Source organism: Parendozoicomonas callyspongiae (assembly GCF_023502345.1).
Lineage (GTDB): Bacteria > Pseudomonadota > Gammaproteobacteria > Pseudomonadales > Endozoicomonadaceae > Sansalvadorimonas > Sansalvadorimonas callyspongiae.
On sequence record NZ_JAMFLX010000017.1, the window covers coordinates 61,621 to 88,168 of the forward strand.

Here is a 26,548-nt window from a genome sequence, read left to right on the forward strand (position 1 = left end):
AATCCAGCCCCAATGGCCCCCTTGCCAGCTCATTAAAGGAATGGAACAATCGGTTATGATCTGTGGATAATAAGAAGTGACAGGCATGATCGATCCCGAACAGGCAAGAACCATTGCCAATATCTTTGTCCGTTCAGCGCTGGTGGGTGTGATTCATAAGGGTATTGATTGCAGGCCCTTGCTGGAGCAGGCAGATGTTCCTGCTGATGTTTTGGAAAATCCCGAACGACGGGTTGAACCTGAAGCCTACAGTCGACTGGTTCAGGTCATCTGCAGAGAACTGAATGATGAGTTTTTCGGGTTGTCAGGCAGCACCTGCCCTCCGGGTGCTTTTGCCATGATGGTGCAAGCCTGTATTACCTGTGCTTCTCTTGGTGATGCTTTAAAGCGCAGCCAGAAATTCTTCTCTATGGTTGCTCCCAGCTTCCGATACAGTCTTGATGTTCATGGTGAAGAAGCCATTGTTTCCGTGGAGCATATCCATCCAGGTGAACTGGATGACCACTTTCTGGTTGAGTCATTGCTGATCTGTATCGTCCGCTGGAGCAGCTGGATTATTGGTCGTCATCTTTTGCTTAACCGGGTGGATTTCTGCCGAAGGGAGCCGCGGGACGTCGATGAATATAATCTGCTTTTCCCCTGTCTGAGAAACTATGAACAACCCGTAAACCGGGTGATCTTCAGTTCCCGCTACCTTGATATGCCGGTGGTTCAGGATGCCAGAGCTCTGGACGCTTACCTGACGGAGGTTCCAGGTAATCTTTTGACGCGTTACCGTCATGATGACAGTATTTCTGCACATATTCGCAGACGTTTGGAAAATATGAGTTACGAAGATCTTCCTTCCTTTGAGGACATCGCCTTCAGCCTCAATATGTCGACCCAGACTTTGCGCAGGAGATTAAAGGCAGAAGGCAATTCATACCGTGAAATAAAAGACAGCATTCGGCGGGATATCGCGGTTTATCATCTGCTGCGGCAGGATCTTTCCATTAATGAAATCGCTGAAGCAACAGGTTTTGCCGAACCCAGTACGTTTCATCGGGCCTTTAAAAAGTGGACAGGTTTGACACCGGGGGCCTGGCGGGATGAGAGGCAGGTATCCTGAGACTCTCAGCTTCAGGCACAACATTTTCAGTTTAAAAAGATTGCCGGATCATGATATTCCTATAGAGGAAAGGGAGGAATAGACTAGGTTCTGTTGACATAAGTTTATGCGATTAGCGGCTTTCTGGGCCACCCGAAGGGCGCCAGCGAGGCTTTCCAGCTCGTCGTTGCAGCCGTTCGAAAGACAACCAGTCTTCCTTCACGCCAGCGTCTAGATCTGAAAAGCCTCGCTGGCGCTGAATGCATAAACTTATGTCAACAGAACCTAAACCCAGAGCTGCATGAAGCAGAAAGTGTCTACCACGCATAATGATAACAAGTGGCATTTTTAAAATAATATAAAGCCAGTGTCTGAGAAATATCGTTTGCATGGCTTACAGTGTTGAAACGGTATTTCAGCAGAATAGGGGAGATCAAAGATGGATAAAAAGAACCCCAACCAGAAGATGAGCGGTCGACACCAGGAACTGATCGACCAGTTTCATAATTCAAACCTTAGCCCCAAGGAGTTTGTGATCCGCTGCCTGGCGAATAGAACAGTGTCTGCAGCTGATGCTATAGATTTGATGACGGTATTAAAGGCAAAGGTTCTGACCCGATCTTTTGCTTTGGCTGACCTGAGTGATGATGACTTCTACCGGCTGGGGCTCTATGAAACCATGGGGGAAGATGTTGAGAATAATCCCCTGTTCGTTATTCAGTTAAATAACTCCATGCGGGAACATAGTGAAGCTGTCAGTGATTTGCTGGAAGACTTTTCCCGCAAACTGGCAGAGCTGGCTGCCCGCAACCAGGAAGACACCAGCGGTGCACCGGATCCGTTGGTTTCCCGCCAGGAAGCCATGGATACCATTCTTGATACTTTGTCTGTAGATGCCGTTCAGCACTAATTGCAAAAGGCCCCTGTATATGTAGGGGCTTATCCAGCAATCCTCTGAAATTAAATATATTTCAGCTTTATTTCCTGCAAAATCTTCATTGTTGGCTATTTTCACTAATGTGTGTAGATGCTAGCACGTGTAAGTGGTGAGCGTGTAATGTAAATAGTTGAGAAGGCACTCGACGTCTTATCTGCAGCTTGCACGCCGACTGGGGATAGAGGAGGGGCGACAATGTACATCAAAGATTTCAATAATAAGATTCTCTGCCTCTGCATTTTCCTATTCTGTCAACAGACTTTTGGTCTTTCAACTTTATTTTTGCCTGGTATATATATCAATCAGGTCAAGTCTACTTTGGTTACGGAACCTTGTATCGAAGTCGTTACTGGTGTTGATAACACTGGTGAGCTTACACCGCAGCAGTGGTTATTAACACTAGCTGAACGGTCTGAGAATAACTTCCCCCTTAAAAGCTTCCCGCCAAATGCCAGGCCACGCGATTTTTCAAAAGGAGCTCTTGCCAGAATCGCTGTAATTATTTCACATCAGTATAAGGGAGAAGAGCAGATATTTTTATCGCTATTCTTACCCAAGAAAACTAAGAATGAGGAGCCGCTATTTGAGCTTCTTGCAAGCACAGTTCAAAACTCGGAATCCCCTAAAAAAATTACTCCGTTTTATCAGCGTGTCAACGTCGCTGTTACAAAGAGTTTTGCTGACCTGCTAATCAGAAAAGCAACAAGCGCCCCGGAAAAAGGCAAGCCTGGTGCAGAGACAGCTCTTTTTGATTTGAGGGAAGAGGATGACGAGGCAGCTGTTGCAATTGCAATACTAGACCAAACTCCTTGCCTGCCGACCTCCGGGCAGCTGATATCTGCTGAAACCTATCCTGTTTTTGTGGTGAGAGCGAAATTAGAATCTGAAGACTCAGATTATATATCTGTTGAAAACCCACTTGAGCTGGAAGCCGTTCGCGAGGGAGCTGAGATATTGTTATCGACATCATCTCCTTTTCTGTCCAGTGGAATCGAGTCAATGGGGGCAACCCCATCTTCCACCTATTCGCCTTCAAGTCATTGTCAAATGATTTCCATGCGCTCAAGGAAATATGGAGAGATACCGTCGCCTGGTGCAGCAAAGAAACAGCCCCCTTCAAGATATCGAACTGCTCACACTCCACTTCCAGTTATGGCAGCCGAAAAGGAGCCGGACATACAATTTGAATTGTCACTGGACGATAAATTTATAGAACGACTGACTGAAGTCGAGCTTGTTAGCGAATCACATTATGAAAATTCCCCGGTAGTTTCGAGTGATAACGAAGCATCAGAGGATATGATGTTCGGTCATTTTTCTCCCATTTCTAGTTATACCCATGGTTCATCACCATCACCAAGCGCTTCCGGGGGAGGGTTCCCAGCAGCGTCGCCTTATGATAATTCGTTACGGAAGAAGATAGGTAACAACAAACCCTCTCTACGAACTTTCCGTTTCGTATCTGATGATAAATATGTCAATAGCTTCCAAGCCATTCCTTTGGCTCCCTCCTCAAGTCGCAACAATGCGGATGATCAAGACGATGATGAATATGTAGAGATGGGGAGCCATTCTGAATTTCGCAAAGATGATTGGGGAGTACCTTCAGCGGTTCAACCACTAACTCATCCCGTGCGTCGCCAACCAGCAGGAGAAAGTCTACATATTCCAGATGTTTTTTTGCAGGGTGCAGGCATTGTTTCATTTCCAGAGTGTACTGATCAGAGTGGTAAATGCTTTCCTCAATATTTCAGCTGTATTCTGGAACAATACTTTTTAAAAAAAATAAAAAACGTAAATCCCATAATGAGTGAACACGATCAAGAACTTATCGAATGGTTAAAGAAAACTGTAAGAGTTGCTAAAGAAGATTTAGATAGTGTTATCGATTGGGAACACCCTTTCATGCTTAATTTTTCCGAGCGGCATATGGAATTTTTATCACTCTTTAAAGGGTTTGATGAATACCGAGATGCTTTGTTTGAGATTTTTGACGTGGTTTTCTCCCACTCTGAAGAAGTGGTGATTAATATTAAAAAATTAAAAGAATGGCAGTTTTTCAGTAATGGAATGACCTCTGAATCAAATGGGTGGATGGAAAATGTATCTCAGGAAGGCCTGAGGGTCATTGCTGCTGCAAAAAATGATGATCCAGTCATATTATTATGCCCGCATATACCCCCACTAAAAGAGGTACTCAGTCAGGAAAGTCACATAGATAATGTTCATAAATTTAAGAGGTTTGAATCAAGAGTATCTCAATTTAATGAATTTTCAAAAAAAGGGGAAGTATTGTATTTATCGTATATGGAAATAGAAACAAAGCATGAAGGAGTTACTAAAACTCAACATGAACAAACAAAGGATTCTTATAATAAAATGCTTGCCTGCTTGAGTGATCTGATGCCATTTATGATTATCAGTGATTGCGTGCGCTCAGTTGCTGGCTTTAATGAAATGCTATCTAGTTTAAAAGTTGTAAGGAATATTGTTTCATCAAAAGATGGTCAAAGTTATTACAAATACGATGCTGTAAGGAAAGTTCAGTTTATACTTTTTATTAGACTTCTTCTCCATAGGTTTGACGATACAGTAGATAAGTCTCTTGTCAAAGGTCTCGTACGAAAGTTTTTAAATCATATTGATAAAGATGTTTGGTTTCATGTTCACGAAATGCCACAAGTAAAAATGATTGATATTAAAAGTCAACTGGCATGGCTTAATGCTTTGAATTTATTTAAGTTTCAACGTGATTATCAAATGTATTCTTCTAATGAAAAATTACAGATTAATGTGGTAAGGCGTGTAGGAAATGTTGCAAGAGGGCTATTGGGATCGGTTCGAAAAATCTATCCATATGGTATACCTCGTGAGGTAATTAGTGTTGATAAGCTGGGTATATTATCAAATACAGCTGAACTTTATGATCAGCAACAACTTCCTAGTCACACGAGTGACCCCTCTAAGTATAAGTCTCCTAAATCATTTATGAAATCAAGAAAAAGTGATGATGAAGTTGTTCGTGAGTTGGACAGTGTTGTATCGCTGTCTAGAGAGGTTTTCTTTGTAAGAGTTTATGATCATTTCACGAGCAAGTAATGCTGGTACTGTCGTTTGATTGAAACAATAAATCCAGTTTGATATCGATAGGTGAGATTGATCCGTTTTATATGACAAATTCCTACTATATTTCTCTCCATGAAATTTTGAGCGATTGCCACAGTGGCACCATTTTCTATTGAACTGGCGTGCTAAACAAAGGAGGGGTTTGTTTTGGTGATTTGGAGTGCAGACTACTTTATTTATTAATGCCTCTGAGTTTTGTGAAATTAAATGTCGTATTTGGTGTCCTGTTATCTGTATATTTTCACTTTTGAAATTACGAATCTCAAAATACAATCAAGCTGATGAGACCCGTTTTAAAAGCTCAACCATCGCATCTGCAACAATGTCAGCATGTTTTGTGTCCACTTTCTTAATCAGTGTAAAGCGGCTCTTGTGGTCAACCAGAGTGACCAGGTGGGCGTCTTGGCCATAGACGGTATCACCTTCCCTATCTCCCAGCCGGGAACGGAGATCAACAATTTCGGGTCGTTCAGATATGTTAACACGGTTAGGGATCAGGGACCGCCCTGCTTTGCGTTTGCCACCCTTACAACGCCTTTTACCAAACCGGGGCAGGTCTTTATACAGTGAGCCTCCTTGAACTTTATCATTTGCGATTCGTTGGTAAATTGTTGTGTGACTGAGGGCCACGTCCGGTAACTCAACTTTCATTCTGTAGCTGATGCTTTCTGGCTGATTTCCGCCGTTGGGTAGCCAAAGCATGGGCAACTTCTGCACTGTACCCGCTTTCACCGCTATTTCGCTGTATTTCACGGGATAAGGCTCCTTCGCTTATGCCTATGGAAAGGGCAACTTCTTTCTGCGTGTGGCCTTTTCCAAGAAGAGCTTCAATCTGGTATCTTTGCCCTTGAGTCAGCTGCTTGTATTGTCTGGTTTGTGAACTCATTCCCGACTTCCATTTCTGAGTGTGAGAGCTACGAAATGATACATGCAGCTGGCCCACATCTAAAACATCAGCCGATTGCACTTATTCTATTAATCCAGCCTCTTTCATCGCACTCAGTGATGAGTTCAGATGTAAATAATGGGCCTTATAAGCTATTCCCAGAAGATAAAAATACAGATTCATGCGATCTATATAGTTTTTTACAATTTTTAAGGCAGGAAGAAGGGAGTATGACAGTTTCTGAGGATGAAACCTCAACTGCATCAGCTTTGAGCCTGATGGGTAGTGGAGGAAGTGGCGCAAAAGGGATAAATAATTAAGGCTGGATTCAAGCAATAGATTTCCTGAATATAACGCAATCTGGAGCTGACCCATAGAGCCAGTCCTATTGACTCCTTTTGCTATTGAGACTCCCGTCTTTCCCGCTATGTTGTAAACACAATATGGAGGGGGAGCCCCATGAGCGAAGCTTATATCTACGATGCCATCAGAACGCCCCGTGGGCGTGGAAAGAAAACCGGTTCTCTGTACGAGGTTAAGCCGGTCACTATAATGGCAAATCTTCTGAACACTCTGCAGGAGCGCAATGGTTTTGAAACCAGCGCAGTTGACGATATCGTGCTGGGTTGTGTTACTGCTGTTGGTGACTTGGGTGCCGATATCGCCAAAACGGCAGCACTGGCAGCCAACTGGCAGGATGATGTTGGTGGTGTCACGCTCAACCGTTTCTGTGCCTCTGGCGCGGAAGCTGTGAACCTGGCGGCCATGAAGATTCGCTCAGGCTGGGAGCATCTGGTTGTTGCAGGTGGTGTAGAGTCTATGTCCCGTATACCTATGGGCAGCGATGGCGGTGCCTGGGTGATGGATCCTGAAACCAATATCAATACAGGTTTTCTGCCCCAGGGTATTGGTGCTGACCTGATCGCGACTCTTGAAGACTTTTCCCGCAATGATGTTGACGAATATGCCGTCAACTCACATCAGAAGGCGGCAGCAGCCTGGCAAAAAGGTGCCTTTGAAAAATCCATTATTCCCGTTAAGGATCGCAACGGCATAACCATTCTGGATAAGGATGAACTGGTACGGGCGGACTGTTCTGTTGATGGTCTGTCCGGTTTGAATCCCTCTTTCCAGATGATGGGTGATTTGGGCTTTGATTGTGTTGCCCGTGACAAGTATCCGCAGGTTGAAAAAATCAGCCATGTTCACCATGCAGGTAATTCATCCGGCATTGTTGATGGGGCCACTGTTCTTCTTATTGGCAGTGAAGACGCCGGTAAGAAAATAGGCATCAAACCAAGGGCAAAAGTGATTTCAACAGCAGTAGTGGGCACGGATCCCACAATTATGCTGACAGGCCCGGCTCCTGCCGCCCGTAAAGCACTCGCGCTGGCAGGTTTGAGCTTTGATGATATTGATCTGTTCGAAGTGAATGAGGCATTTGCTTCAGTCGTGATGAGATTCCAGAAGGAGACTCAGGTTCCCTGGGAAAAAATCAATGTAAACGGTGGCTCAATTGCCATGGGGCACCCATTGGGTGCAACAGGTGCCATTCTGGTTGGCATTGTTCTGGATGAGCTGGAAGCCCGACAACAACGTTATGGTCTGGTCACCCTGTGCGTGGGTGGCGGTATGGGTATTGCCACTGTCATTGAACGTGTTTAAGGGGCTAAAACATGACGACTTCTATTCGCTACGAAAAAGACGACAACAGTATTGTTCATCTGATTATGGATCGCCAGAACGGCTCGGCGAACGTAATGGATGAAGCGTTTCAGAATGACTTCAAGCTGGTAACAGCCCGGCTGGTTACAGAAGCGGAAGACGTTAAAGGTGTTATCTTCCGCTCTGCCAAGAAGACTTTTTTTGCCGGTGGTGATCTCAACAGCATTTACCAGGTAACACCCGAGCAAGGCGAAGAGTTCTTCAATATGGTGGAAACCATGAAGGCCAATATGCGCCGGATTGAAACACTGGGTAAGCCTGTTGTGGCTGCAATTAATGGCGCAGCTCTTGGTGGAGGCTGGGAAATCTGCCTGATGTGTCATCACCGGATTGCGCTGGACGATGAGCGTCTCAGGGTTGGCCTTCCTGAAGTCACGCTGGGCCTATTGCCTGGAGGCGGTGGTGTAGTCCGCACTGTTCGTATGCTGGGTCTGGAAGCAGCTTTTCCTCTTCTTATGGAAGGAAAGCAGATGTCACCATCCAAGGCTCTCAAGGCTGGTCTGATATCGGAACTGGCCAGTGATGCGGATGATCTGCTGGCAAAAGCCGTTGCTTATATTGATGCAAATCCAAAAGCAGCACAGCCCTGGGATCAGAAAGGCTACAGGATGCCTGGTGGAAAACCATCAAGCCCGGCTCTTGCTCCCAAGCTATCAATTGCACCTGCAATGCTGAAAGATAAAACCAAAGGCTGCTTCCCTGCGCCCGAGGCTATTATGAGCGCAGCAGTGGAAGGTGCTCAGGTTGATTTTGAAACAGCCACTCGTATTGAATCCCGCTACTTCACCAAACTGGTCACCGGGCAGGTCAGTAAAAATATGATCGGAACCTTCTGGTTCCAGCTAAACGAAATCAAAGCTGGCGCACGCCGACCAGAAGGGATTGAGCAGAAACCGGTTAAAAAGGTCGGCATTCTTGGTGCAGGCATGATGGGGGCAGGTATTGCCTGGTCCTGTGCCAGCAAAGGTATTGATGTTGTTCTGAAGGATGTTTCTCAGGAAGCGGCAGAAAAGGGCAAAGCTTATTCTGAGAGTTTGCTGAAGAAACGTCTGTCCCGTGGACGAACAACTCCGGAGAAGAGTGAAGCCATTCTTAGCAGAATCCAGCCAACAACAGAGGCTTCTGATCTTGCCGGTTGTGATCTGGTGATAGAGGCGGTTTTTGAAAACCGCGATCTGAAAGCCAGGGTGACTCAGGAAGCAGAAGCACAGCTGGAAAGCTCTACTGTCTTTGCCTCCAATACTTCAACTCTGCCGATAACCGGTCTGGCACAGGCCAGTGAGCGGCCCGATAATTTTATCGGTCTGCACTTCTTCTCACCTGTGGATAAGATGCCGTTGGTTGAAATTATCTGCGGTGAACAAACATCGGATGAAACACTGGCCCGTTCTTATGACTTTGTTCTTCAGATCGCCAAGACGCCTATTGTCGTAAATGACAGCCGTGGTTTCTTTACCTCACGAGTATTTGGCACCTTCCTGAATGAAGGTGTGGCAATGCTGGGTGAAGGTGTTCCGGCAGCCGCTATTGAAAACGGTGCTTTGCTGGCTGGTATGCCTATAGGCCCTCTTGGGGTCGCTGATGAAGTGAGCCTGGAGCTGACCGCCAAGATCCGAAACCAGACCATTAAGGATATGGAAGCTGAAGGTAAGGAGTATACCTCTCACCCGGCTGAAGCAGTTATTGATCGAATGCTGGGTGCAAACCGTGCAGGCAAAGCAACAGGTGCAGGGTTTTATGAATACCCACAGGGTGGGAAAAAGCACCTCAGTCCTGAACTGAAAGCCATGTTTGGTGGCGAAGCAGACATGTCCCTGAAAGATATCAAGGAACGGCTGCTGTTTATCCAGGCTGTGGAGACGGTTCGCTGCTTTGAAGAGAATGTGCTGACCTCTGTGCGTGATGCCAATATCGGCTCCATCTTCGGAATAGGCTTTGCTGCCTGGAGTGGTGGTGCCCTGCAGTACATCAACCAATATGGTTTGCCAGCATTTGTAGCCAGAGCTGGTGAACTTACTGAAAAATATGGTGAGCGCTTTACGCCTCCCAAGCTGCTGGTTGAAATGGCAGAAAAGGGTGAGACCTTTAAGGATTAACCTGCCAGATTTTTAGACAGAATTCTGACCTCAAACTATCCCCCTGTGCCATAAACTGCTGGCACAGGGGGATTTCTTTTGTATTGAACTTTGGTCTGACAGGCCGGTCAAAAGTGAGAGAAAAGGACTTTATTCGTGAGGTGAAAGGATGCAGAATCAGTCTCTTGTGCCAATAAATGGCTTAAACTTCAGTGTGTTAGGATCGCTTGGCTCTTCTGTTGCCAGTGAAGTTCAACCCCTCTTGCATTCAGCTCTGGGCACCTATGTTCAGGTTGTAGAAGCCGTCAAATACTTCTTCTATGAGTATGTTTGCCCGTTTTTTGCCACGCTTCTCTCTGATCGTGATATCAAAGCTGTTGAGCCAGCTGCTCCCTATATGAGTCAGGCAAAATTTCCTGATAAGGCAGCTTCTGAACAACATGTGCAAAAAAGTTTAATTTCTACTCTCGGATCAGAAGTTTCTAAATCGTCAGATTGCATGATGACAGAAGTTGAAAAAGAGCCACTTTCTAAAGCGCCTGTTAGCCGCTTGGTTATTGATACTGATGATGCTGATACCCGTGATCTGACGGATGAAGTAGATATTCAAGATCCTGAAATGGCAATTAAGCCAGGCACACCAGGCTTTCAGAAACTTGTCGAAAGCTATATTCCTGAAATTGAAGAAGAGGCAGTTAGTCTTGAGGAAGACGATTCACCGTCTGTTCCTCAGATAACTGTGACAGATGAAAGTACAGATACTGCTGATACCGGAGTTGAGTTGGTTACTGAGCAAAGCCCTTCTTTAGAGCTCTCCATCACTCCCCAGCAGTCACTGATAGCATTATCTGCGGCCTTGTTCAGTGCCCTGCCTGAACATGTACGTGAATCTATTCGAAGCCAGGAGTTGACACCTCAGGAAGATAAGAGTGAAGACGATGAGCTGCGAGCTATGCAAATGGCAGAGAAATCTCTTCAAACGTTTGGTGTGAATGTGAATAAGGGTGTTCAGGGTCTGTATGCTGACCTGTTTCAGTTTGGAAAAACAATTGAATCAGAAGACTTGCTGACTCCAAGAACAGCGTTCACAAAGAAATCTGGCGCTGAGTTAAGCCAGATCACAGAAAGGCATCAAGATGTAAAACTGGCCTGGGAAGCATTTAAAGATGCAGCGGTAAACGTTCTGGAAGTTGTTGATACATGTACCGACAACCCACTGGGTTACAGCAAACTCAAGCACAGAGCCGAAAAAGCCGAAGATCTGCAGGCTGATGCACTGAAGTGGGGCAGTAATTTCTCGCGCCTGGCCACAGATCATAAAAAAATTCGCCCACTGTTAAGACAGACAGTTGGACGCCATGCGGTAAGCAGAACGCGAAAATATCGTGACTACAGAGATGCAAAAGTGACCCCCATGACTGATGCGCTGGATGAAGCTGTTCAGGAATGGCTGGACAACTCACCATACTGGCAGCGTGTTCTTGCCAATTTCTCTGTTTTTGAACGAATCATGAAAGAGAAAGTACCCAGCTTTGAAATATCCAATGCCGCAGTTATTACTCAACTTCTGGTGTGGATACGTGGTCGTCTGCTGGATAGAGCGAAGGAGGAAACCTTGCCTCCAATGAGAGCTGAAACTGTTACGACAAAACTTAAGAGAGTTTTCACGGGCAAGAAGAAAAGCCCATTTGTGACATAATCTGATTACTTTGAGGTATTCAATGGAAGTGGTTTGCTGACTTAGTAAACCACTCTTTTACAGCCCTTGCCGCCTGGATTCCTGCCGCAGCAGCATTGATGGCCTGATTGGTAGAATCTGAAACTGCATCCCCTGCAATAAATACTCCTTCCTCACGTCCATACTGGAGACCATAACCAGCTTTCTCAGATAATTTATTGGTTTCAGTTATAAAAAAGCGGGTATGAATCTTCTGATTATACGTCTGAATAACCCATGATCCAGGGAGCTGATACAACTGATATGAAGGATCAAAAATCACCTTTGCCCCGGCAAGCCGAACTTGCTTTATTAACTGATGTTTCAACTTATGGGCTTTGATAAAGCCATGATCCGGCCAGAATACTTCCCCTGAGAGATCTCCGCAGGTATCAATAACAACGGTTTTGAAATGATCTCTTGCTGTGTACAGAGCCGCTGAATAGGTTGCAGCACCACAGCCACTGAAAACAACATCTTCCATATTTTCTGACCCACTAAGGTCTGCAAGTTTCTCGCGAAGCTTAAGAGCCGTTGCAACGCCTTCAGCAGCCATGGAAATATCCATAGCATGATGATGAAGTGGTGCTGTGAAAGAAGATTTTGCTTGCTGACATTTTCGGTATATATCTGGCTGGATAAGAAAACCTTCATTATCGAGAAGATGGGATTGAAGAAAATCGGTTGAAGGTGTTTGACCTGTCGCAATAAACAGAGCCGCTACTTCAAGTACTGGGCCTCCTGCAGTAGTAAGTTTCAGCTGGAGGTTTCGATTGTGAATGCCGGGTGCAAATTCCATAAATGGGGAATGATCAATGGCCTCTTGAACCTGAGTGTTATAAAGAATATTAATATTTGATGCGCTGAGAAGCTTTGTCTGGTTTTCAAGGTTGGCACGTAACTTATCACTGCGAACCAGCATGGTGACATGATTCACATAGTGTGACATAGCCAGTGCATCTTCAGCAGCACTGTCACCTCCGCCAATTATGGCGATTTTGTCTGCGCTATCATAACGCGGCCCATCACAATTGGCGCAGGTATGGATATGTTGATGACCATTCTCAAAGAGTTCTGAAAGCTGAGCTGGAATTTTGGGAGATGCACCAACGGCAAGAATAACGGTGTGAGCTGATAAATGATTGTTAGCAGAGCTTAACAGGAACAGTTGCCCCTGCTTGCGGATATCTGTCACCTAATCACTGAAACGGTGCACTTTCAGTTCTTTCGATACCGCCAGCATTCTGCTGATCAGTGTAGAACCGGTAATCTCCCGAGGTTCTCCCGGCCAGTTATTAAGAGTCTGGGTCAGACTGATCTGGCCACCATGATTGCCACCCGTGAAATGGGCCACGCTTAAGCCAAGCCTGGCTGCTTCAATAGTTGCACTGTGCCCGGCAGGGCCATCTCCAACAACTGCAACATCCCAGATTTCATCAGACAAAGCCGGGCTGGCTGGAAATAGAAAAAGACCTGATATCAGTGCTGTCAGAAATAATAACGGATGCATGGATCCACAGAAGCTCAATTCATGATGACTATGAATTGACTCTTCCTGGAGCATCTTTATTCATTTATATAAGGAAAATGTAAGGAGGTCTTCCCTTAGGGTTATCATCCAATGGCGGTGGGATTGGTGTTCTCAAGCAACCACTGATAAATATCCGGATTGTTGTAAGTTTCCGTCCAGCTATCGTGAGTGGCTTCCGGGTAGATGGTTAGCCGGGCATTTCCTCCCTGCTCAATGACAGCATTAACCATACGCTTGGATTCTTCAACAGGAACCAGATCATCTTTGGCACCATGCATCTTTGGCACCATGCAGGAAGAGGACAAGAGGCCATGTTATATCGGAGGACTCGTAGCCTTCAGTCAGATGCAGGATGTAATTGAAGGAAATGGTTTTGAGAATTTCCTTCTCGAATACATCACTGAGACTACGAGTGATATTCATGAAAAGATTACCGGGCTATTAGCTGCTTTTGGCCAGGTAATCATCCACTTCCTGTCGGGTAGGAACAGAAGGCTGTGCACCTGGACGGGTGACGGATATGGCACCGGCTGCATTGGCAAATGTCACGGCCTTTTCCAGAGGCTTTCCTTCAGCCAAGGCAACAACAAGTGCGCCATTAAAAGTATCACCGGCTGCTGTTGTGTCAACGGGAGTGACTTTGAAGCCGGAGATCAGATGCATTGCATCATTTTCAGAAATCCAGGCTCCGTGTTTGCCCATGGTAATCACAACGGTAGAGATTCCATGTTTGTGCAAATCTTCTGCTGCTTTCTGGGCACTGTCTTCGTCACTCACCGGAATACCTGTTAACAGTTCCGCCTCAGTCTGGTTAGGTGTGATCATATCCAGATTGGCAAGCAGACTGTCTGGCAGAGGGCGTGCCGGTGCAGGATTCAGGACAACTCTTGTTCCACTTTCTTTCGCTATCTTTGCAGCGGAAGTCAAACCTTTCAGAGGGGTTTCCAGCTGCATTAGCAGGGTATGGCCGGAGGCGATCAGATCCTTATGCTTTTGAACCACGCTTTCATCAAGACAGGCATTGGCTTCAGGGGCAATTGTGATGCAGTTCTCTGCATTCTGATCAACTGAGATAAGGGCAACGCCTGTCGCCTTTCCGGTAACTGCATTGACTGCGCTGGTGTCCATTCCCATTGCTGCCATACTAGCCGTGTTTTCCCGGCCAAAACTGTCTTCACCGACACAGGCAATAAAGGCAGTGTTGCTGGCTTCTTTCGAAATCAGGGCACAGGCAACGGCCTGGTTGGCACCCTTGCCACCGGGAATAACCTGGTAGCTGGTACCTGCCACAGTCTCGCCCGGGCGTGGCAGTTTGGGAGTCTGAATAACGTGGTCGGCATTTACGCTGCCAAGCACGATAATTTTATTGCCAGCCATTAAAACACTACCCCTGATTTCAGAATCACATTGGCATAAGGTGTGAACTCTCCTGTACGAACGACAGCGCGGGATTCATCAGCCAGTTGCTTCAGCGATTCATGGGATACTTCTGTTACCGGAATCTCATAAGGCGCAAGAGCTTCCAGCAAACGCTCATGCATATCGGGGCTGACCTGGGCCAGAGCTGAAGCGATGACAGCCTCTTCAACCTTCATTTCAGTCAGAACAGTTTTGAGAGTGTCGATAAAGCCCGGAATACCCTCGGTCAGCGCGAGATCAATGCGTTGTTGCGTAGTTGGGGCAATGGGGAGCCCTGCGTCAGCCAGTGTGATTGTCTGGCCATGGCCTGATTCGGCAATAACCCTGGAAAGTTCAGGATTCAGAAGTCTGCCTTTTTTCATAGTGAGCTCGCAGTAAATAGGTGAAGCAATCGTTTGCTTAAATGATGAAGCTTTATAGACTGGCTGTTGGTTATGGTTTGATCGAAGTCAACAACGAACAAAATTGCACCTTATGTCAACAGAATCAGGTGAAACCTTTTCACATGATGCCTGCTGCCAATGGTGGTGGCGGATTCAGCAGTTTTGTTATCAGCTGCTCCGTCATACACTCATCACCAGATAGCAACACCGACACCAACACCAAATAAAAGCAACAGGTGCCAGTTATGACTCGTCCACTTGCCGGTCTTAAGGTTCTGGACTTTTCCACGCTTCTTCCCGGCCCTTATGCCACACAACTTTTAGCAGATATGGGGGCAGAAGTCCTGCGGGTTGAGGCGCTGGGGCGCCATGATCTGGCACGCAGTATGCCACCGTTTATCGAGAAAGGGATTTCAGCGATTCATGCGGCCTTGAATCGCAATAAACAGAGCATTGCCCTGAATCTGAAAAAACCGGAAGCCATAAAAGTTGTTTACAGGCTTATAGAAGACTATGACATAGTGATTGAGCAGTTTCGCCCGGAAGTCATGGCGCGACTTGGTTTGGGGTATGAAGAGCTGAAGAAGATGAATTCCCGCCTGATTTACTGTTCAATCACTGGCTATGGGCAGACCGGTCCTCTGAAAAATCGGGCTGGGCATGATATTAACTATCTGGCACTTTCCGGGTTGGCATCCTATAGCGGGCGTGAAGAGACCGGTCCGGTACTTTCCGGCACCCAGATCGCTGATATCGCGGGCGGCTCGCACCATGCAGTGATGGGTATTCTGGCAGCTGTTCTGCAAAGGCAGGCTACAGGCGAAGGACAAAGTATTGATATCAGCATGACCGACTGTGCTTTTGCTTTGAATGCAATGTTTGGTGCCAACAGCCTGGCCAGCGGAAAATCTCCAAAAGCAGGTCGTGAGTTTTTGAATGGCGGCATTTTCTACGACTATTACCGAACAAGTGATGATCGCTGGATATCTGTAGGCAGCCTTGAACCACAGTTTGCTCAAGGTTTCTTTGCTGCGATTGGTCATCCGGAGTGGTTGGGCAGAGCTGTTGATCAAACGCATTTGAATCAGCAAAGTTTGAAGAGCGATGTTGACGGTGTTCTTTCATCGAAAAGCTTTAATGAATGGATGGAAGTGTTTGAGCCTCTGGATATCTGCGTGGAGCCGGTTCTTGATGTGCAGGAAGCAGCCGGGCATTCACACTTTACAGCCAGAAAAATGGTTGTTGATCTGCCGGTATCGGAAGAAAAGTCAGTTGCCCAGATTGCGAACCCGATTAAATTCTCAGGCAGTGAAGCGGAGTATCGAAAAGCGGGTGGAATGCCCGGAGAAGATACAAGAGCTGTTCTGGATAAACTTGGCTACAGCCCTGATGAGCTAGATGCATTACTGGGCGCTGGTACCTTTTCCTAGCTTTGAGAAAAAACAAACTTACTTTTGCTCTACTGGGATAATGCCGGGTTGATTTACACAGGTCCACATACATTACCCATTTTAGGGTGGGTAATGCTGGCTTGCGCGATGCGAGAAACTCTTTTAACTGTCCACAGACTTCGATTGCCGTCAATTTCGTCAAAAACCTTCGCAATATCTTCAGTACTCATTCCTTTATACTCCAACAAGTGTATTGCCAATTTGATTGGAATAGCCTGAAATGTTGCCAGTTTATCGTGTTTAATTAAAACAGATACATGATTAAGAAGTGCAGTTTCTTCTGGTTTCCATGCAAGGCATGGAGGTAATTTTCCGATTATCATCGAGCCACCGGCTTCATCACTGGAGAGGGGGGCAATGGCTTGATACCAAGGGTGACCTTGAATAGATGTTGTTGCTTTCAGTGCATTCCATACAGATCCAGTAGGCTGAGCCTGAACAGGGGGAGTCGCTGTAACATGCACTGGCGGTGTCGTTGTACTTCGAATTAAGGGTTGCTGGGCAACATGGGGAGACACAGATGCCTGAGGCTTTGCTTTCATTTGCCCTGGCCAGCAGCTTTGGTCTGTTTGGGTTTCTCTGCTGACAAGTGTTTGTTTTTTTCTTGATCGTGGTGTGGTTTTTTGGTCGCTTCTAATATTTACCTGAACACCGATATCCTGGGTTTGAAAGGGGGAGGCTTTGGGATCTGAAAGAATACTTATTGTTTCATCAATGGAAGCTCTTCCTTCCGAATATGCTTTAGCAACAGAAACTAAATATCTGCATTTGGATACCTGATCTTCCTGCTCTTTTAATCGTTTCTCATAGTTGGCTAGAGTTCTCATCATAATGACATCTGAGGGTCGTCTTCTCTTGTTCTGGCTAAGAGAGTCTGATGCTGCATTTATGAGAGAACTGATCAGGCGACCTCTTCCCCCGTAGACATCTTCAACTTTTTCTACCAGTTCATCCTTTGCTGCTTTCAGCGAATCTCTTTCTCCCTCAAGACGTTTAACTTTCTTCTTCAGCCCTTCAGCAGTGTTGTCATCTTCACCATTTGGGCAGAGTTCTGTAACGGATATCTGTCTTTTACTCCTTCTAGCTCTTGTACTTGTATCAGGCGGAGGGGTATCAGATTTTTCTGATTCTGCTTTTATGGAGGCAGAGGATTCTGAAGGTGATGGGCTTTGTGACTTAGTGACCTTCGGATTGGTATGACTTTCTTCGGCGACCTCAAATTTTTCTGGAGGTGGAAGTGCATCCCAGCGCGCAAGGGATGGTGATTTTTTTAAAGCAGTGTCGAGATAACCTGCCAGAGTGTTGGTTTTTAAATAGTCCAATTCTTCTGTGAAATCGTCAGAGTGGGCTTCGTTCCACTCATCAAAGGGTATTTCTTGATCTAGCAAGTCGCTGTATTTATAGAGCCAGTGATAAAGATCCCGGCTCACCTGGAATAAAGTGATGTCGTCACCCGCTTGGGCATATTGAATGGAAAATTCATGGAGTTTCCGGCATTGATCCCGCCAGCCTTCCGGTACCCATTTTTGGAATTTCATCTTTGAAATCACTGAGGGCTTTGCTTCCTGCAGGGATACGCCTGATTCAACAACAGCCTGGCTTATGACTTCATTTGGAAGTCTTTCTAGATGTAGTTTTGGAGTCCTGTCCTTGTAAGCTGCCTGCAATCCTTTTCGTGTGAGCATATGTCATTTCCGCAAATGATATTTGATGTAGATTATTTTGTTTTTGTTTTTGTTCTGTTGGAATAACTGTCTGGTTAGGTTGCTCCAATGCGGGCCAGCAGGATTTGATCTACTTTTCGACTTCGGTGTTGCATATGGAATAAAAATTCTGTGACAAAGGCGAATTTGATGGCAGCTGTGAGTGCTGCCTTTGTGATGCTGATTTGCGTTCAATCTCTAGACGTTTCTGCAGTGGGCAAACCACATAGTGTCACTGAAAATGGGGTGGGGCCAGGATATCACCGTCCCCGACTGATGCCCCGAAATAACCAGGCTCTTATCCAGAAAAAACTCCAATCCATAGTTGATAATGAGGGCCTTCCCCAGGCCCTGGAGGAACTCCAGTCATATGGTTACAGCTCTGGGTATCTTAAGCCTAAAGCCCATACAGGAAACCCTGTCACGTCTTTTAAGATTGAGGGTTACGACCTGGATTTTCGTTATCAGATAAATCTTCTTCGCTCGAACTATGTTCCAAAGTATGGGCGTGCAGGGAACTGTCCAATCTGCTGGGATGTGGTTGAATCCTTTCATAAACCGGGGCTAAGGGCGTATGGGCTGGAGTTAAACGGGCGCAAATGGTTTCTTCAGAATCCTCCGTTTCCTTATACCTATGGGCATGTCGTGATGATTGAAAAAACACATGGCAGAAGAATGGCCGTGAGAGAGGGAACGCTGAAAGATGGCCTGGCTTATCTTGATCTGGATCCTGAAGCAACGTTCTGCAGTAATTCCTCCTATTACTGGTCCAGTGCTTCGATTCCTGAGCATCAACACTATCAAATCATTCATGAGAGGATCTCTGGGGGAGGAAAACTACCTGTCGTCATGGCAAAGCCTAAACAAGGATATTGTGAGGAAAGTGATGGGGTGAAACGCTCGATTCTTAATTACCCGCTGCCAGTGATTCGTCTACAAAGCCAGGATAAAAAACAGCTGGCGAAATACGCCTGGGGAATGATTCAGCGTTGGGAGGCTATATTGCCTGGCCGAAACAGTGTAAATCTTTATATGAGAAAAGAAGGGGAGAATTACAAAGTCTGGATTCTCTATAGAAGTACGAACTTCAGAAATCCCAAAAGATTAAAGAACCTGAAATCAGAGAACCTTGGATACCTTGAGGTTGGTGGGGAGTTCATTCTTCCGGTTACTAAAGATCCGGAAATGAAGGAAAGGAGAGATAAAAATCCTGCCCCTTTATTTGAGAGATTCTTTAAGTCGGTTAACCCTCTCCTGGGCATAGAGAATGAGATTCTTCAAAAGTTATTAACACAGCCTTTGCCAACAGAAGAAGAGCGGAAAATATTGCGAGAGAAAAATCAACTATTGAAGCGGGTAAAACCTGGCAGCGAACTTCCCTTTAGTCAGGTGAAGCAGAGAAGTCGTCGGTCACAAAGAAATAAGAAGCTTGGTGCGTAAAAATATTGGCTCATTTCCCCCGTTCCCCCTAAGATAGCCGGACAATAATAATTAACGTCAGGGTCACTATGAATTTTGAGTTAACCTCTGATCAAAAAGCCTTTCAGGCTTCTGCCCGGGATTTCTCTCTCCATGAACTGGCTCCTAATGCCGCTGACTGGGATCGTGACAGTCATTTTCCAATAGACGTTTTACGCCGTGCCGGCGAGATGGGTTTTCTGTCAATCTACACACCGGAAGAAGCTGGTGGAATGGGGTTGGGTCGGCTTGATGCCAGCTTAATTTTTGAAGAGCTTTCTGCCGGGTGTACAGCAACAGCTGCCTTTATGACGATCCACAATATGGCGACCTGGATGGTGGCCGGTTTTGGCAGCGATGAAGTTCGGCAGCAATGGTGTCCGTCACTGGTAACAGGCGAGAAGCTCGCTTCTTATTGTTTAACTGAGCCAAATGCTGGCAGTGATGCTGCATCTCTGAAAACCACAGCCAGGCGTGATGGCTGTGACTATATCCTGAATGGAAGTAAATGCTTTATCTCCGGAGCTGGCAGTACCGATGTACTCGTGGCCATGGTTCGTACCGGTGAACCTGGGCCAAAGGGTATTTCTGCGTTGGTGATTCCCGCTGATGCTGAAGGTATCAGCTATGGTCGCAAGGAAGACAAAATGGGTTGGAATGCACAACCCACACGCACCATCACTTTTGAGAATGTTCGTGTTCCTGTCGCAAACCGCCTGGGAGAAGAGGGTGAAGGTTTCCGCTTCGCTATGAAGGGTCTGGATGGTGGCCGAATCAACATTGCCACATGTTCACTGGGAACCGCGCGTGCGGCTATAGAACAGGCAAGAACTTACCTGGCCGAGCGCAAGCAGTTTGGCAAGGAGATTGGCTCCTTCCAGGCTTTACAGTTCAAGCTGGCCGATATGGCGACCAACCTTGTGGCAGCCCGGCAAATGGTACATCTGGCTGCAGCCAAGCTGGATGCCAGAGACTCACAGGCAACCAGTTACTGCGCCATGGCAAAACGCTTTGCCACGGATGCCTGCTTTGATGTCTGCAATGATGCGCTGCAGCTTCATGGCGGATATGGCTATATTCGTGAATACCCGCTGGAACGGTTTGTGCGTGACAGCCGAGTTCATCAGATACTGGAAGGCACCAACGAGATTATGCGGGTAATTATTGCACGACGCCTGCTCTCTGATGACACTTTTCAGGTTTAGCGACTTTCTATGAACCCTGGAGAACTATAACAATGACAGATGCCCTGATTCTGGAAAAGCGTGGACCTGTAGCCACCGTTACGCTCAATAACCCTCCGGCCAATACCTGGACGCTGGAGAGCCTGAATGCTCTTGAACAGATGATTCGGGATTTAAGTGCTGATAACAGTATTGTTGCCCTGGTCTTTGTCAGCGATTCCCCCCGGTTCTTTTCTGCAGGGGCGGATCTCAAGCAGTTTGCTGAGGGAGATAAAGACAGTGCCGCTGAAATCGCATCGGCTTTTGGACGAGCCTTTGAAGCTGTTACGGACTTTCGTGGCGTTACAATTGCGGCCATAAATGGTTTTGCCATGGGAGGCGGTCTGGAGATTGCCCTGGCCTGTGATCTGAGAGTTGCCAGTGAGCAGGCTGTTATGGCGCTTCCTGAGGCTACTGTGGGCCTGCTCCCCTGTGCTGGAGGCACCCAGAATCTCACGCTGCTGGTGGGAGAAGGCTGGGCCAAGCGCATGATTCTTTGTGGTGAAAGAGTGAATGCTGAGCTGGCTCTTCGAATAGGGCTGGTGGAGGAAGTCGTTGCTCCTGATGATCTGCGGGAGAGAGCTCTTACTCTGGCTACCCAGGTTTCGAAGCAGAGCCCGGACAGCATTGTGGCCTGCAAACAGCTGGTACAGATGGGGCGAAGTTTGCCGGTTCGCCAGGTTCTTCCTGCTGAGCGGGAGCTCTTTGTTGCCCTGTTTGATGGAGATAACCAGAAAGAAGGGGTGACAGCCTTTCTGGAAAAACGTCAGCCGGAGTGGGTATACGACTAAACCCCTTAAGCAATCAAGCCACTCACAGCTCTCTTCTGTTACTGATACTGGCAGGAGATAGTTGCCTGCCTGACAAAGAAGTACTTGGTCAGACCTGCTGACAGTATTGTGATTTTTCCCCAACAATCCTTTCTATAGCCTTGCCTGCAGACATTTACTATCCAAAGGGAAAAGCTATGGAATCTTCACATCTTGCCAGACGCGGACTTCATGAAGGACGTCTCACACCACCATCAGAAGTAGCTGATCGTACAGGTACGGACGAACTACCAAAAAGCCCCCGTGCGAGTGCGATTGAAGCAGAACCAATGGTTCAGCAGCAAGATCAAGTAAGACCATTAGAGGAAACAAGCACGCCGATTACTGAACGGAAAGTAAAGCCCTTTCCTGTAGAAAAAGAACACTTTAAACCCCCCAAAACAGTACCGCCTTTCCCTGCTATGAACTTTATTAGACCTGATGGGTATAACACATGTTTTATTAGTAGTGCTCTGCAGTTTCTTGGAAGAATGCTTGATGATGATTATCTGAACAGGTTGATAGGTGCTCAAGATCGTTATCACCGAGATCCAAACAGTTCTGGCTGTCCCCCAGCCTTGTTAGCAGGGAAAAGTAAGGAAGATCAGAATGCTGTCATCCAGAATTGGCTGCATTTCCAAGAACTGTTCTGTGAAGCTATGGTGATGGTACGTCAGCCTTCGGGAGAACAAGAAACAGTTCCGGAAGGTTTTATGGATGAGTTCTTGAAACGGCTGAGACGACTTGGTCGGGATTCCGGTCATCAAAGAACGTGTGATTTACTGGGTCGAGAGGAAACAAATTCAAAGATAAATCAGACAGATGTTTGTGAGTTTCTACGCTGCCTAGATGAACTTCTTGGGCTGACAGACGAAGCGTATGACTGGAAGGGTGCCGTTAAACTTCAGGATGATCAAAGAGCTGTAGTTGGCAAGCTTGAAAATGGGCAGAACGTTTATGTAGATATGAGACAGGATAAGCCTGAGTTTGCCCCTTTTCATCTCGTGTCATTGCCGTATCAAAGTGAGCATGATCCAACCAACTATTTTGAAAAATGTCTGGCTCCTACAGTTGCAAAAGATCCAAAGCCGTTTTCTAAGAATGATGCTGAAATAAAAATTCGAGATGCTTTTGATGAAATTAGATTCAGTAACCCAGCGCTTTCAGAAGAGGTTGAGCAGAAACTCCATACTCTGCAAGTTAAACCGGGTTATCCTCTTGAAACAGGCACGAATATTTATTTAAAGCCTGATTGTGATTCAATAAGTATTCGCTTGAATATGACTGCCCGTGAATCAGATGTGGAGCCGGGGAGTTATGATCTACAAAAGGAAAGCGGAGGAATAATTCCTGAGAAACTCTCTTACACTACCGATGATGAAGCATTTTATATGCGAGACAAAACTACGGGTAAAAAGTATGTAGTGAAAATGAGTCCCATAGGAGGGGTGGACGCAGAAGAGAAGGATTCACGTCAACACGCTCAAGCATCACGTCTTGCCAGAAAGTTTTATGAGATAGCCGGGGCAAAAGTTTTAAAAAACTCAACTGTTACCAAAATCTATGAGAGTGACGACCCTGATAAGAACGGCGAGCCGAAAATTCTATCTGTTACTGAAGATCCTGCTGAAACACCAGAACAATGCCTGGATTGCAGGCCCAATGAGGTGTCCAGGGTATTGGACAGTAAGGACTGGCGGGGAAAGGAGTATATTATTTTTGATGCCTGGTTAGGAAACCTTGGTATTGTAAATGGACGTTCTGGCGGTTTGGGTCTGGCACGAGTCGAATTCCACAGCTCTACTAACCCAGACATCCTGATGGGCGAATCCCATGAACTATGTAGAACCGAGTTTGAGTGTTTTGGATATAAGTATAAGGAAGCTGAAAGGGGTATTTTCGCTAATACTGCATTACTTGATCTTAACGCTTTGCTTGACAGTAAGTTATTCAAAGATGCCGGTATAACCAAGAGAGATCTTGAATACGGAAAGCGGTTACTTAAAAAGATGACAGATAATGTTATCAAGGAAACTATATGGGGTTCCGGGTTTGCTGATAAGGAATGGTTAATTGATGTTTTGATATCGCGTAGAGATTCAATAAAAAATGACACTTTTGGAGATGGGGAAGATATTAACGCACTTGATAGTATGAACAGGAGAGAGACTAATCTTGAGTTTTCTCCTGATAATGGCTGTAGGAAGTTAACTAAGGAAGCTGTTAGAGCCCTTCAGTCAAGTAGAGGAGAAATTGAACTCCAGGCTAATGAACTTATCGAGGGTGATGAAACTAGAGAGGCAAAATTTACTGGTAAGGCTAAAAGCATTGTTTGTCATGCAGGCTCAACCTTATCTGAAGGGCACTATATAACTTTACAACGCTACCATGACACTTGGTTTGTTCTGGATGACTGCCTTAAATATAATGGGAAGCCTGCTGGGATGGTACCTGTTTGGGCTTATATTCGTATGCTTGATCCAGATTATAAGTCAGACAGCCCGAATGGTATTGATAATGTTATTGCGCTTTTCAAGATAGATGATGACAGAAAATTCGTGCCATATCTGGTGGGTTATGAGCGTAATAAAGGGGTACTTGATGAGCGATCTCTACAGCGCGCTACCTATGAGCAGCATGTTGTGGAAGCATATCACACTGCCCATCCTCAGTTTTTCCCTCAGCCGGTAAGTCCACCTGATGTCCATGTGGATGAGCCAATGGATAAAGCACCTATAGCCGATACTGGGTTGGAACAGATGGAAGTAAGCAATGCACCTGTTCTACCGCCAGAAAGCACCTTGCCAGTCTGCTCTGAAAGCGTGACTTCCTCTACTCAGGAAGCTGGCACTGTTACGGTTCAGCACGTTATAGACAATCCTAACGTTACGGTTGAGCCAGTGTTACTGTCGTCAGCTCGAAATAATGTAGTGCCCACACCGATGGCAGTACCAACACCCGTTCCCACGAATGTTGGTACTGCAACAGTTAGTCAACAACAGACCGGAATTCCGGCAGCTACAACTACCGGTATACAACAGCAACCGCCTGTAACACCTGCAGCGACTTCAAGTTCAGGTATCGGAACGCGGAGACCAAGAGACTCCTCTAGTCCTAGTCAACAAGATAATGCGAAGAGGAGAAAGCAGCAAATCCAATTCATACGCGAAAGGCATAACCACCGACGCAAATAGAAGTGAGTCAATGAGGATGTTTGGAAGGAATATTCTCATTCAGTATGATTCTGGAATAAATCATCTGCTGAAGTTATTCTGATGCTCTTCATATGGAAAATGAAAAAAGAATGAAGAGCATCAGGATTCTTATTATAACGACAGTCCTCTTTTTGACAGCCTGTGCAAACCAGACATTTGAAGTGACTGACTTGGCAAAAAGTGAAGTTGATCTTATTGCCGATGCTTATGTGGAAACGCAGGAAAATCTTCTCAAAAGCCTGCTGGTTAAGCTGTATAAGCGAAACCCTCGTGAGTTGAATAAAACGTCGGGACAAACCATTAATAAAAGGGCTGAAGAGCTGTTTGGGCCGGATGCCGGGATCGCTTTCGAAGGGTTACATGGCAAGAGTGGTATTGATGCCATGCTTTTAGCCTTTGATGAGCAATACCTCGGTGACAGGGTTTTTGCATTAATGGCTGGAATGGTTGGAATGCTCAGGCTCTCGTGGAATGGCCAAAGGGAGTTCTTTTTGCCGGATGCTCTGGATGAGCAGAAACTCTACAACGGGGCACGAAATATCGAAATTGTATCCTGGCGGTTGCGAAACAGGACCAAAGCGGATGGCCAGTCTTTTCTGATTGCACAGGGAAGTGGGGCGGATATTAACCTGAGCATTGTCAGGATCTTTGCCAAGTTAACAGCTCATCAGGATATGATGGCAAGGCTGGTTGCGCAGCGAAATGACCGGATGATCAACCGGGCTGTCCATGCCATAGCCACCACGGCTTTCCTTCCTATATAGATTCCTAACAGGGATATCTCACAGCTAAAGCTTCCAGCATGACTTTGGCTGGGTTTTCATCTTTGGCTTCTGGAACCTTGCGGGAATACTTGATCGTTAAATCCATTGTGTACTCAGGACTTATATTATCCGGCACACAGAACTGTTTCACGATGGCTGTTCGCTCAATATCCTTCATGGCTGATATTGTTGCAGAAGTGTAGGCGTAGCAGCGTTGCCAGTTTTTTGAGATTCGCTGAAGGGCAGGACTGTTGCTGATTTTCTGGTAATCCCCACAGACGGAAACAAAGTCGTTGACATCAATAATGGGGGCAAAATTCTGCACAGCGCCTGTATCAGCACTGGGCATTCCAGGGGTATTGGTAATTGCTATAGCCGGTACCGCACAGAGCAGACCGGATAGGGTGAGGACACTGCCAAATATGCGTGCTGATCTCACTTGATCCCTCCCAATCTCGTTCTTGTTGTCTTTGATCTGTGTCAAATTTTTGCCTGTTTTAGCCGTTTGGGCAAGACCTGGTAAATCTGGAAGACAGGGTTTTGGTTAGATTCCTTCGAAAAATCAGATAATTGAATAGAAATGTAAAGATATCCTTCCAAGAAGTTATATGTGTCTAGACTGGATAAAGCATGGATGCAGAAATCAAGGAGGATGATCCCATGTCGTTTAAAGTACCCGCTATGTTGTGCTGTTTGATGGCAGCTCCTTTAGCGATGGCTGAAGTATCCGTTTACCCTCATAGCAGTGCTCAAATAACGTCGGTACAGGTTTACGATGGAAAGGGTGCCGCCAAGATGGCTAAAGTGGAAATCACTAATCAACAAGGCCGCTTACTGGGTGAGGCTGTAACAAACAAGTGGGGCTGGGCCAAGATTAAGCTTGAGCATGGTGCCTACAATGTTCAGGTTCACGTAGAGACAGCTTCTGGTGAGAAGAAAGTTGTTGATTACATGCCAATGATTGCTTCAGATCGCAAATAAGAGCTGTAAACAGTTTCTTGATTTGGGATAAAAACCGGCAGTATTCTGCCGGTTTTTT

General features: G+C 46.1%; 20 protein-coding genes and 2 pseudogenes. 14 read left to right on the forward strand and 8 right to left on the reverse strand.

The genetic code is table 11. The annotated features are described in order from the left end of the window. Positions 1–85 precede the first annotated feature (85 nt). From M3P05_RS13120 to M3P05_RS13130, 3 genes are all read left to right on the forward strand, one after another. A complete protein-coding gene (locus M3P05_RS13120; protein WP_249700167.1) occupies positions 86–1,108 on the forward strand; it encodes an AraC family transcriptional regulator in 1,023 nt (340 codons plus the stop codon). 418 nt (positions 1,109–1,526) lie between these two features. Beyond that, on the forward strand, positions 1,527–1,997 hold the full coding sequence (locus tag M3P05_RS13125) for a hypothetical protein (protein ID WP_249700168.1): 471 nt from the start codon (positions 1,527–1,529) through the stop codon (positions 1,995–1,997). Positions 1,998–2,219: 222 nt separating this feature from the next. Next, positions 2,220–5,123 carry a hypothetical protein gene (locus tag M3P05_RS13130; protein WP_249700169.1) on the forward strand — a complete coding sequence of 968 codons (2,904 nt, stop codon included), beginning with the start codon at positions 2,220–2,222 and terminating at the stop codon, positions 5,121–5,123. Positions 5,124–5,429: 306 nt separating this feature from the next. On the opposite strand, the pseudogene M3P05_RS21325 reads toward M3P05_RS13130, so the two are convergent. Next, a pseudogene (locus M3P05_RS21325) lies at positions 5,430–6,036 on the reverse strand (IS30 family transposase); the annotation flags it as partial. A 119-nt stretch (positions 6,037–6,155) separates the two neighbouring features. On the opposite strand from M3P05_RS21325, the gene M3P05_RS13145 reads away from it, so the two are divergent. From M3P05_RS13145 to M3P05_RS13160, 4 genes are all read left to right on the forward strand, one after another. Further along, positions 6,156–6,356 (forward strand): hypothetical protein, encoded by a 201-nt coding sequence (locus M3P05_RS13145; RefSeq protein ID WP_249700172.1) that lies wholly within the window; start codon positions 6,156–6,158, stop codon positions 6,354–6,356. 139 nt (positions 6,357–6,495) lie between these two features. Next, positions 6,496–7,701 (forward strand): acetyl-CoA C-acetyltransferase, encoded by a 1,206-nt coding sequence (locus tag M3P05_RS13150; protein ID WP_249700174.1) that lies wholly within the window; start codon positions 6,496–6,498, stop codon positions 7,699–7,701. A gap of 11 nt (positions 7,702–7,712) precedes the next feature. Beyond that, positions 7,713–9,857 (forward strand): 3-hydroxyacyl-CoA dehydrogenase NAD-binding domain-containing protein, encoded by a 2,145-nt coding sequence (locus M3P05_RS13155; protein WP_249700175.1) that lies wholly within the window; start codon positions 7,713–7,715, stop codon positions 9,855–9,857. A gap of 148 nt (positions 9,858–10,005) precedes the next feature. Further along, entirely contained in the window at positions 10,006–11,535 is a 1,530-nt protein-coding gene (locus tag M3P05_RS13160) for a hypothetical protein (protein WP_249700177.1), read from the forward strand. 19 nt (positions 11,536–11,554) lie between these two features. Here the strand turns inward: M3P05_RS13160 and M3P05_RS13165 are convergent. The 5 genes and pseudogenes from M3P05_RS13165 to rbsD form a co-directional block, all read right to left on the reverse strand. Then, positions 11,555–13,117: pseudogene (locus M3P05_RS13165) on the reverse strand (FAD-dependent oxidoreductase). 50 nt (positions 13,118–13,167) lie between these two features. After that, entirely contained in the window at positions 13,168–13,362 is a 195-nt protein-coding gene (locus M3P05_RS13170; RefSeq protein ID WP_249700178.1) for a prolyl oligopeptidase family serine peptidase, read from the reverse strand. Further along, entirely contained in the window at positions 13,343–13,507 is a 165-nt protein-coding gene (locus M3P05_RS13175; RefSeq protein WP_249700179.1) for a hypothetical protein, read from the reverse strand. The genes M3P05_RS13170 and M3P05_RS13175 overlap by 20 nt, the downstream gene beginning before the upstream one ends. A gap of 18 nt (positions 13,508–13,525) precedes the next feature. Next, complete coding sequence (gene rbsK / locus M3P05_RS13180) at positions 13,526–14,461, reverse strand: ribokinase (protein ID WP_249700180.1); 936 nt, start codon at positions 14,459–14,461, stop codon at positions 13,526–13,528. Then, on the reverse strand, positions 14,461–14,865 hold the full coding sequence (gene rbsD / locus M3P05_RS13185) for a D-ribose pyranase (protein ID WP_249700181.1): 405 nt from the start codon (positions 14,863–14,865) through the stop codon (positions 14,461–14,463). Before rbsD ends, rbsK begins: the two co-directional genes overlap by 1 nt. 266 nt (positions 14,866–15,131) lie before the next feature. Between rbsD and M3P05_RS13190 the strand changes: the two genes are divergently transcribed. Continuing rightward, entirely contained in the window at positions 15,132–16,316 is a 1,185-nt protein-coding gene (locus tag M3P05_RS13190) for a CaiB/BaiF CoA transferase family protein (protein WP_249700182.1), read from the forward strand. A 53-nt stretch (positions 16,317–16,369) separates the two neighbouring features. Here M3P05_RS13190 and M3P05_RS13195 read toward each other — a convergent pair whose 3' ends face one another. Next, positions 16,370–18,022 (reverse strand): hypothetical protein, encoded by a 1,653-nt coding sequence (locus M3P05_RS13195; RefSeq protein WP_249700183.1) that lies wholly within the window; start codon positions 18,020–18,022, stop codon positions 16,370–16,372. Between the two features lie 168 nt (positions 18,023–18,190). On the opposite strand from M3P05_RS13195, the gene M3P05_RS13200 reads away from it, so the two are divergent. From M3P05_RS13200 to M3P05_RS13220, 5 genes are all read left to right on the forward strand, one after another. Next, entirely contained in the window at positions 18,191–19,480 is a 1,290-nt protein-coding gene (locus tag M3P05_RS13200; RefSeq protein WP_249700184.1) for a hypothetical protein, read from the forward strand. A 68-nt stretch (positions 19,481–19,548) separates the two neighbouring features. Then, positions 19,549–20,703 (forward strand): acyl-CoA dehydrogenase family protein, encoded by a 1,155-nt coding sequence (locus M3P05_RS13205; RefSeq protein WP_249700185.1) that lies wholly within the window; start codon positions 19,549–19,551, stop codon positions 20,701–20,703. Between the two features lie 32 nt (positions 20,704–20,735). Continuing rightward, positions 20,736–21,512, forward strand: a complete 777-nt coding sequence (locus M3P05_RS13210) for an enoyl-CoA hydratase (protein WP_249700186.1) — start codon at positions 20,736–20,738, stop codon at positions 21,510–21,512. Positions 21,513–21,688: 176 nt separating this feature from the next. After that, positions 21,689–24,724, forward strand: a complete 3,036-nt coding sequence (locus M3P05_RS13215) for a hypothetical protein (protein ID WP_249700187.1) — start codon at positions 21,689–21,691, stop codon at positions 24,722–24,724. A gap of 152 nt (positions 24,725–24,876) precedes the next feature. Beyond that, positions 24,877–25,509 carry a hypothetical protein gene (locus M3P05_RS13220; RefSeq protein ID WP_249700188.1) on the forward strand — a complete coding sequence of 211 codons (633 nt, stop codon included), beginning with the start codon at positions 24,877–24,879 and terminating at the stop codon, positions 25,507–25,509. Positions 25,510–25,513: 4 nt separating this feature from the next. Here M3P05_RS13220 and M3P05_RS13225 read toward each other — a convergent pair whose 3' ends face one another. Continuing rightward, positions 25,514–25,948 carry a Rap1a/Tai family immunity protein gene (locus tag M3P05_RS13225; RefSeq protein ID WP_249700189.1) on the reverse strand — a complete coding sequence of 145 codons (435 nt, stop codon included), beginning with the start codon at positions 25,946–25,948 and terminating at the stop codon, positions 25,514–25,516. 191 nt (positions 25,949–26,139) lie between these two features. On the opposite strand from M3P05_RS13225, the gene M3P05_RS13230 reads away from it, so the two are divergent. Further along, positions 26,140–26,490 carry a hypothetical protein gene (locus tag M3P05_RS13230; protein ID WP_249700190.1) on the forward strand — a complete coding sequence of 117 codons (351 nt, stop codon included), beginning with the start codon at positions 26,140–26,142 and terminating at the stop codon, positions 26,488–26,490. The last annotated feature ends 58 nt before the right edge of the window (positions 26,491–26,548 follow it).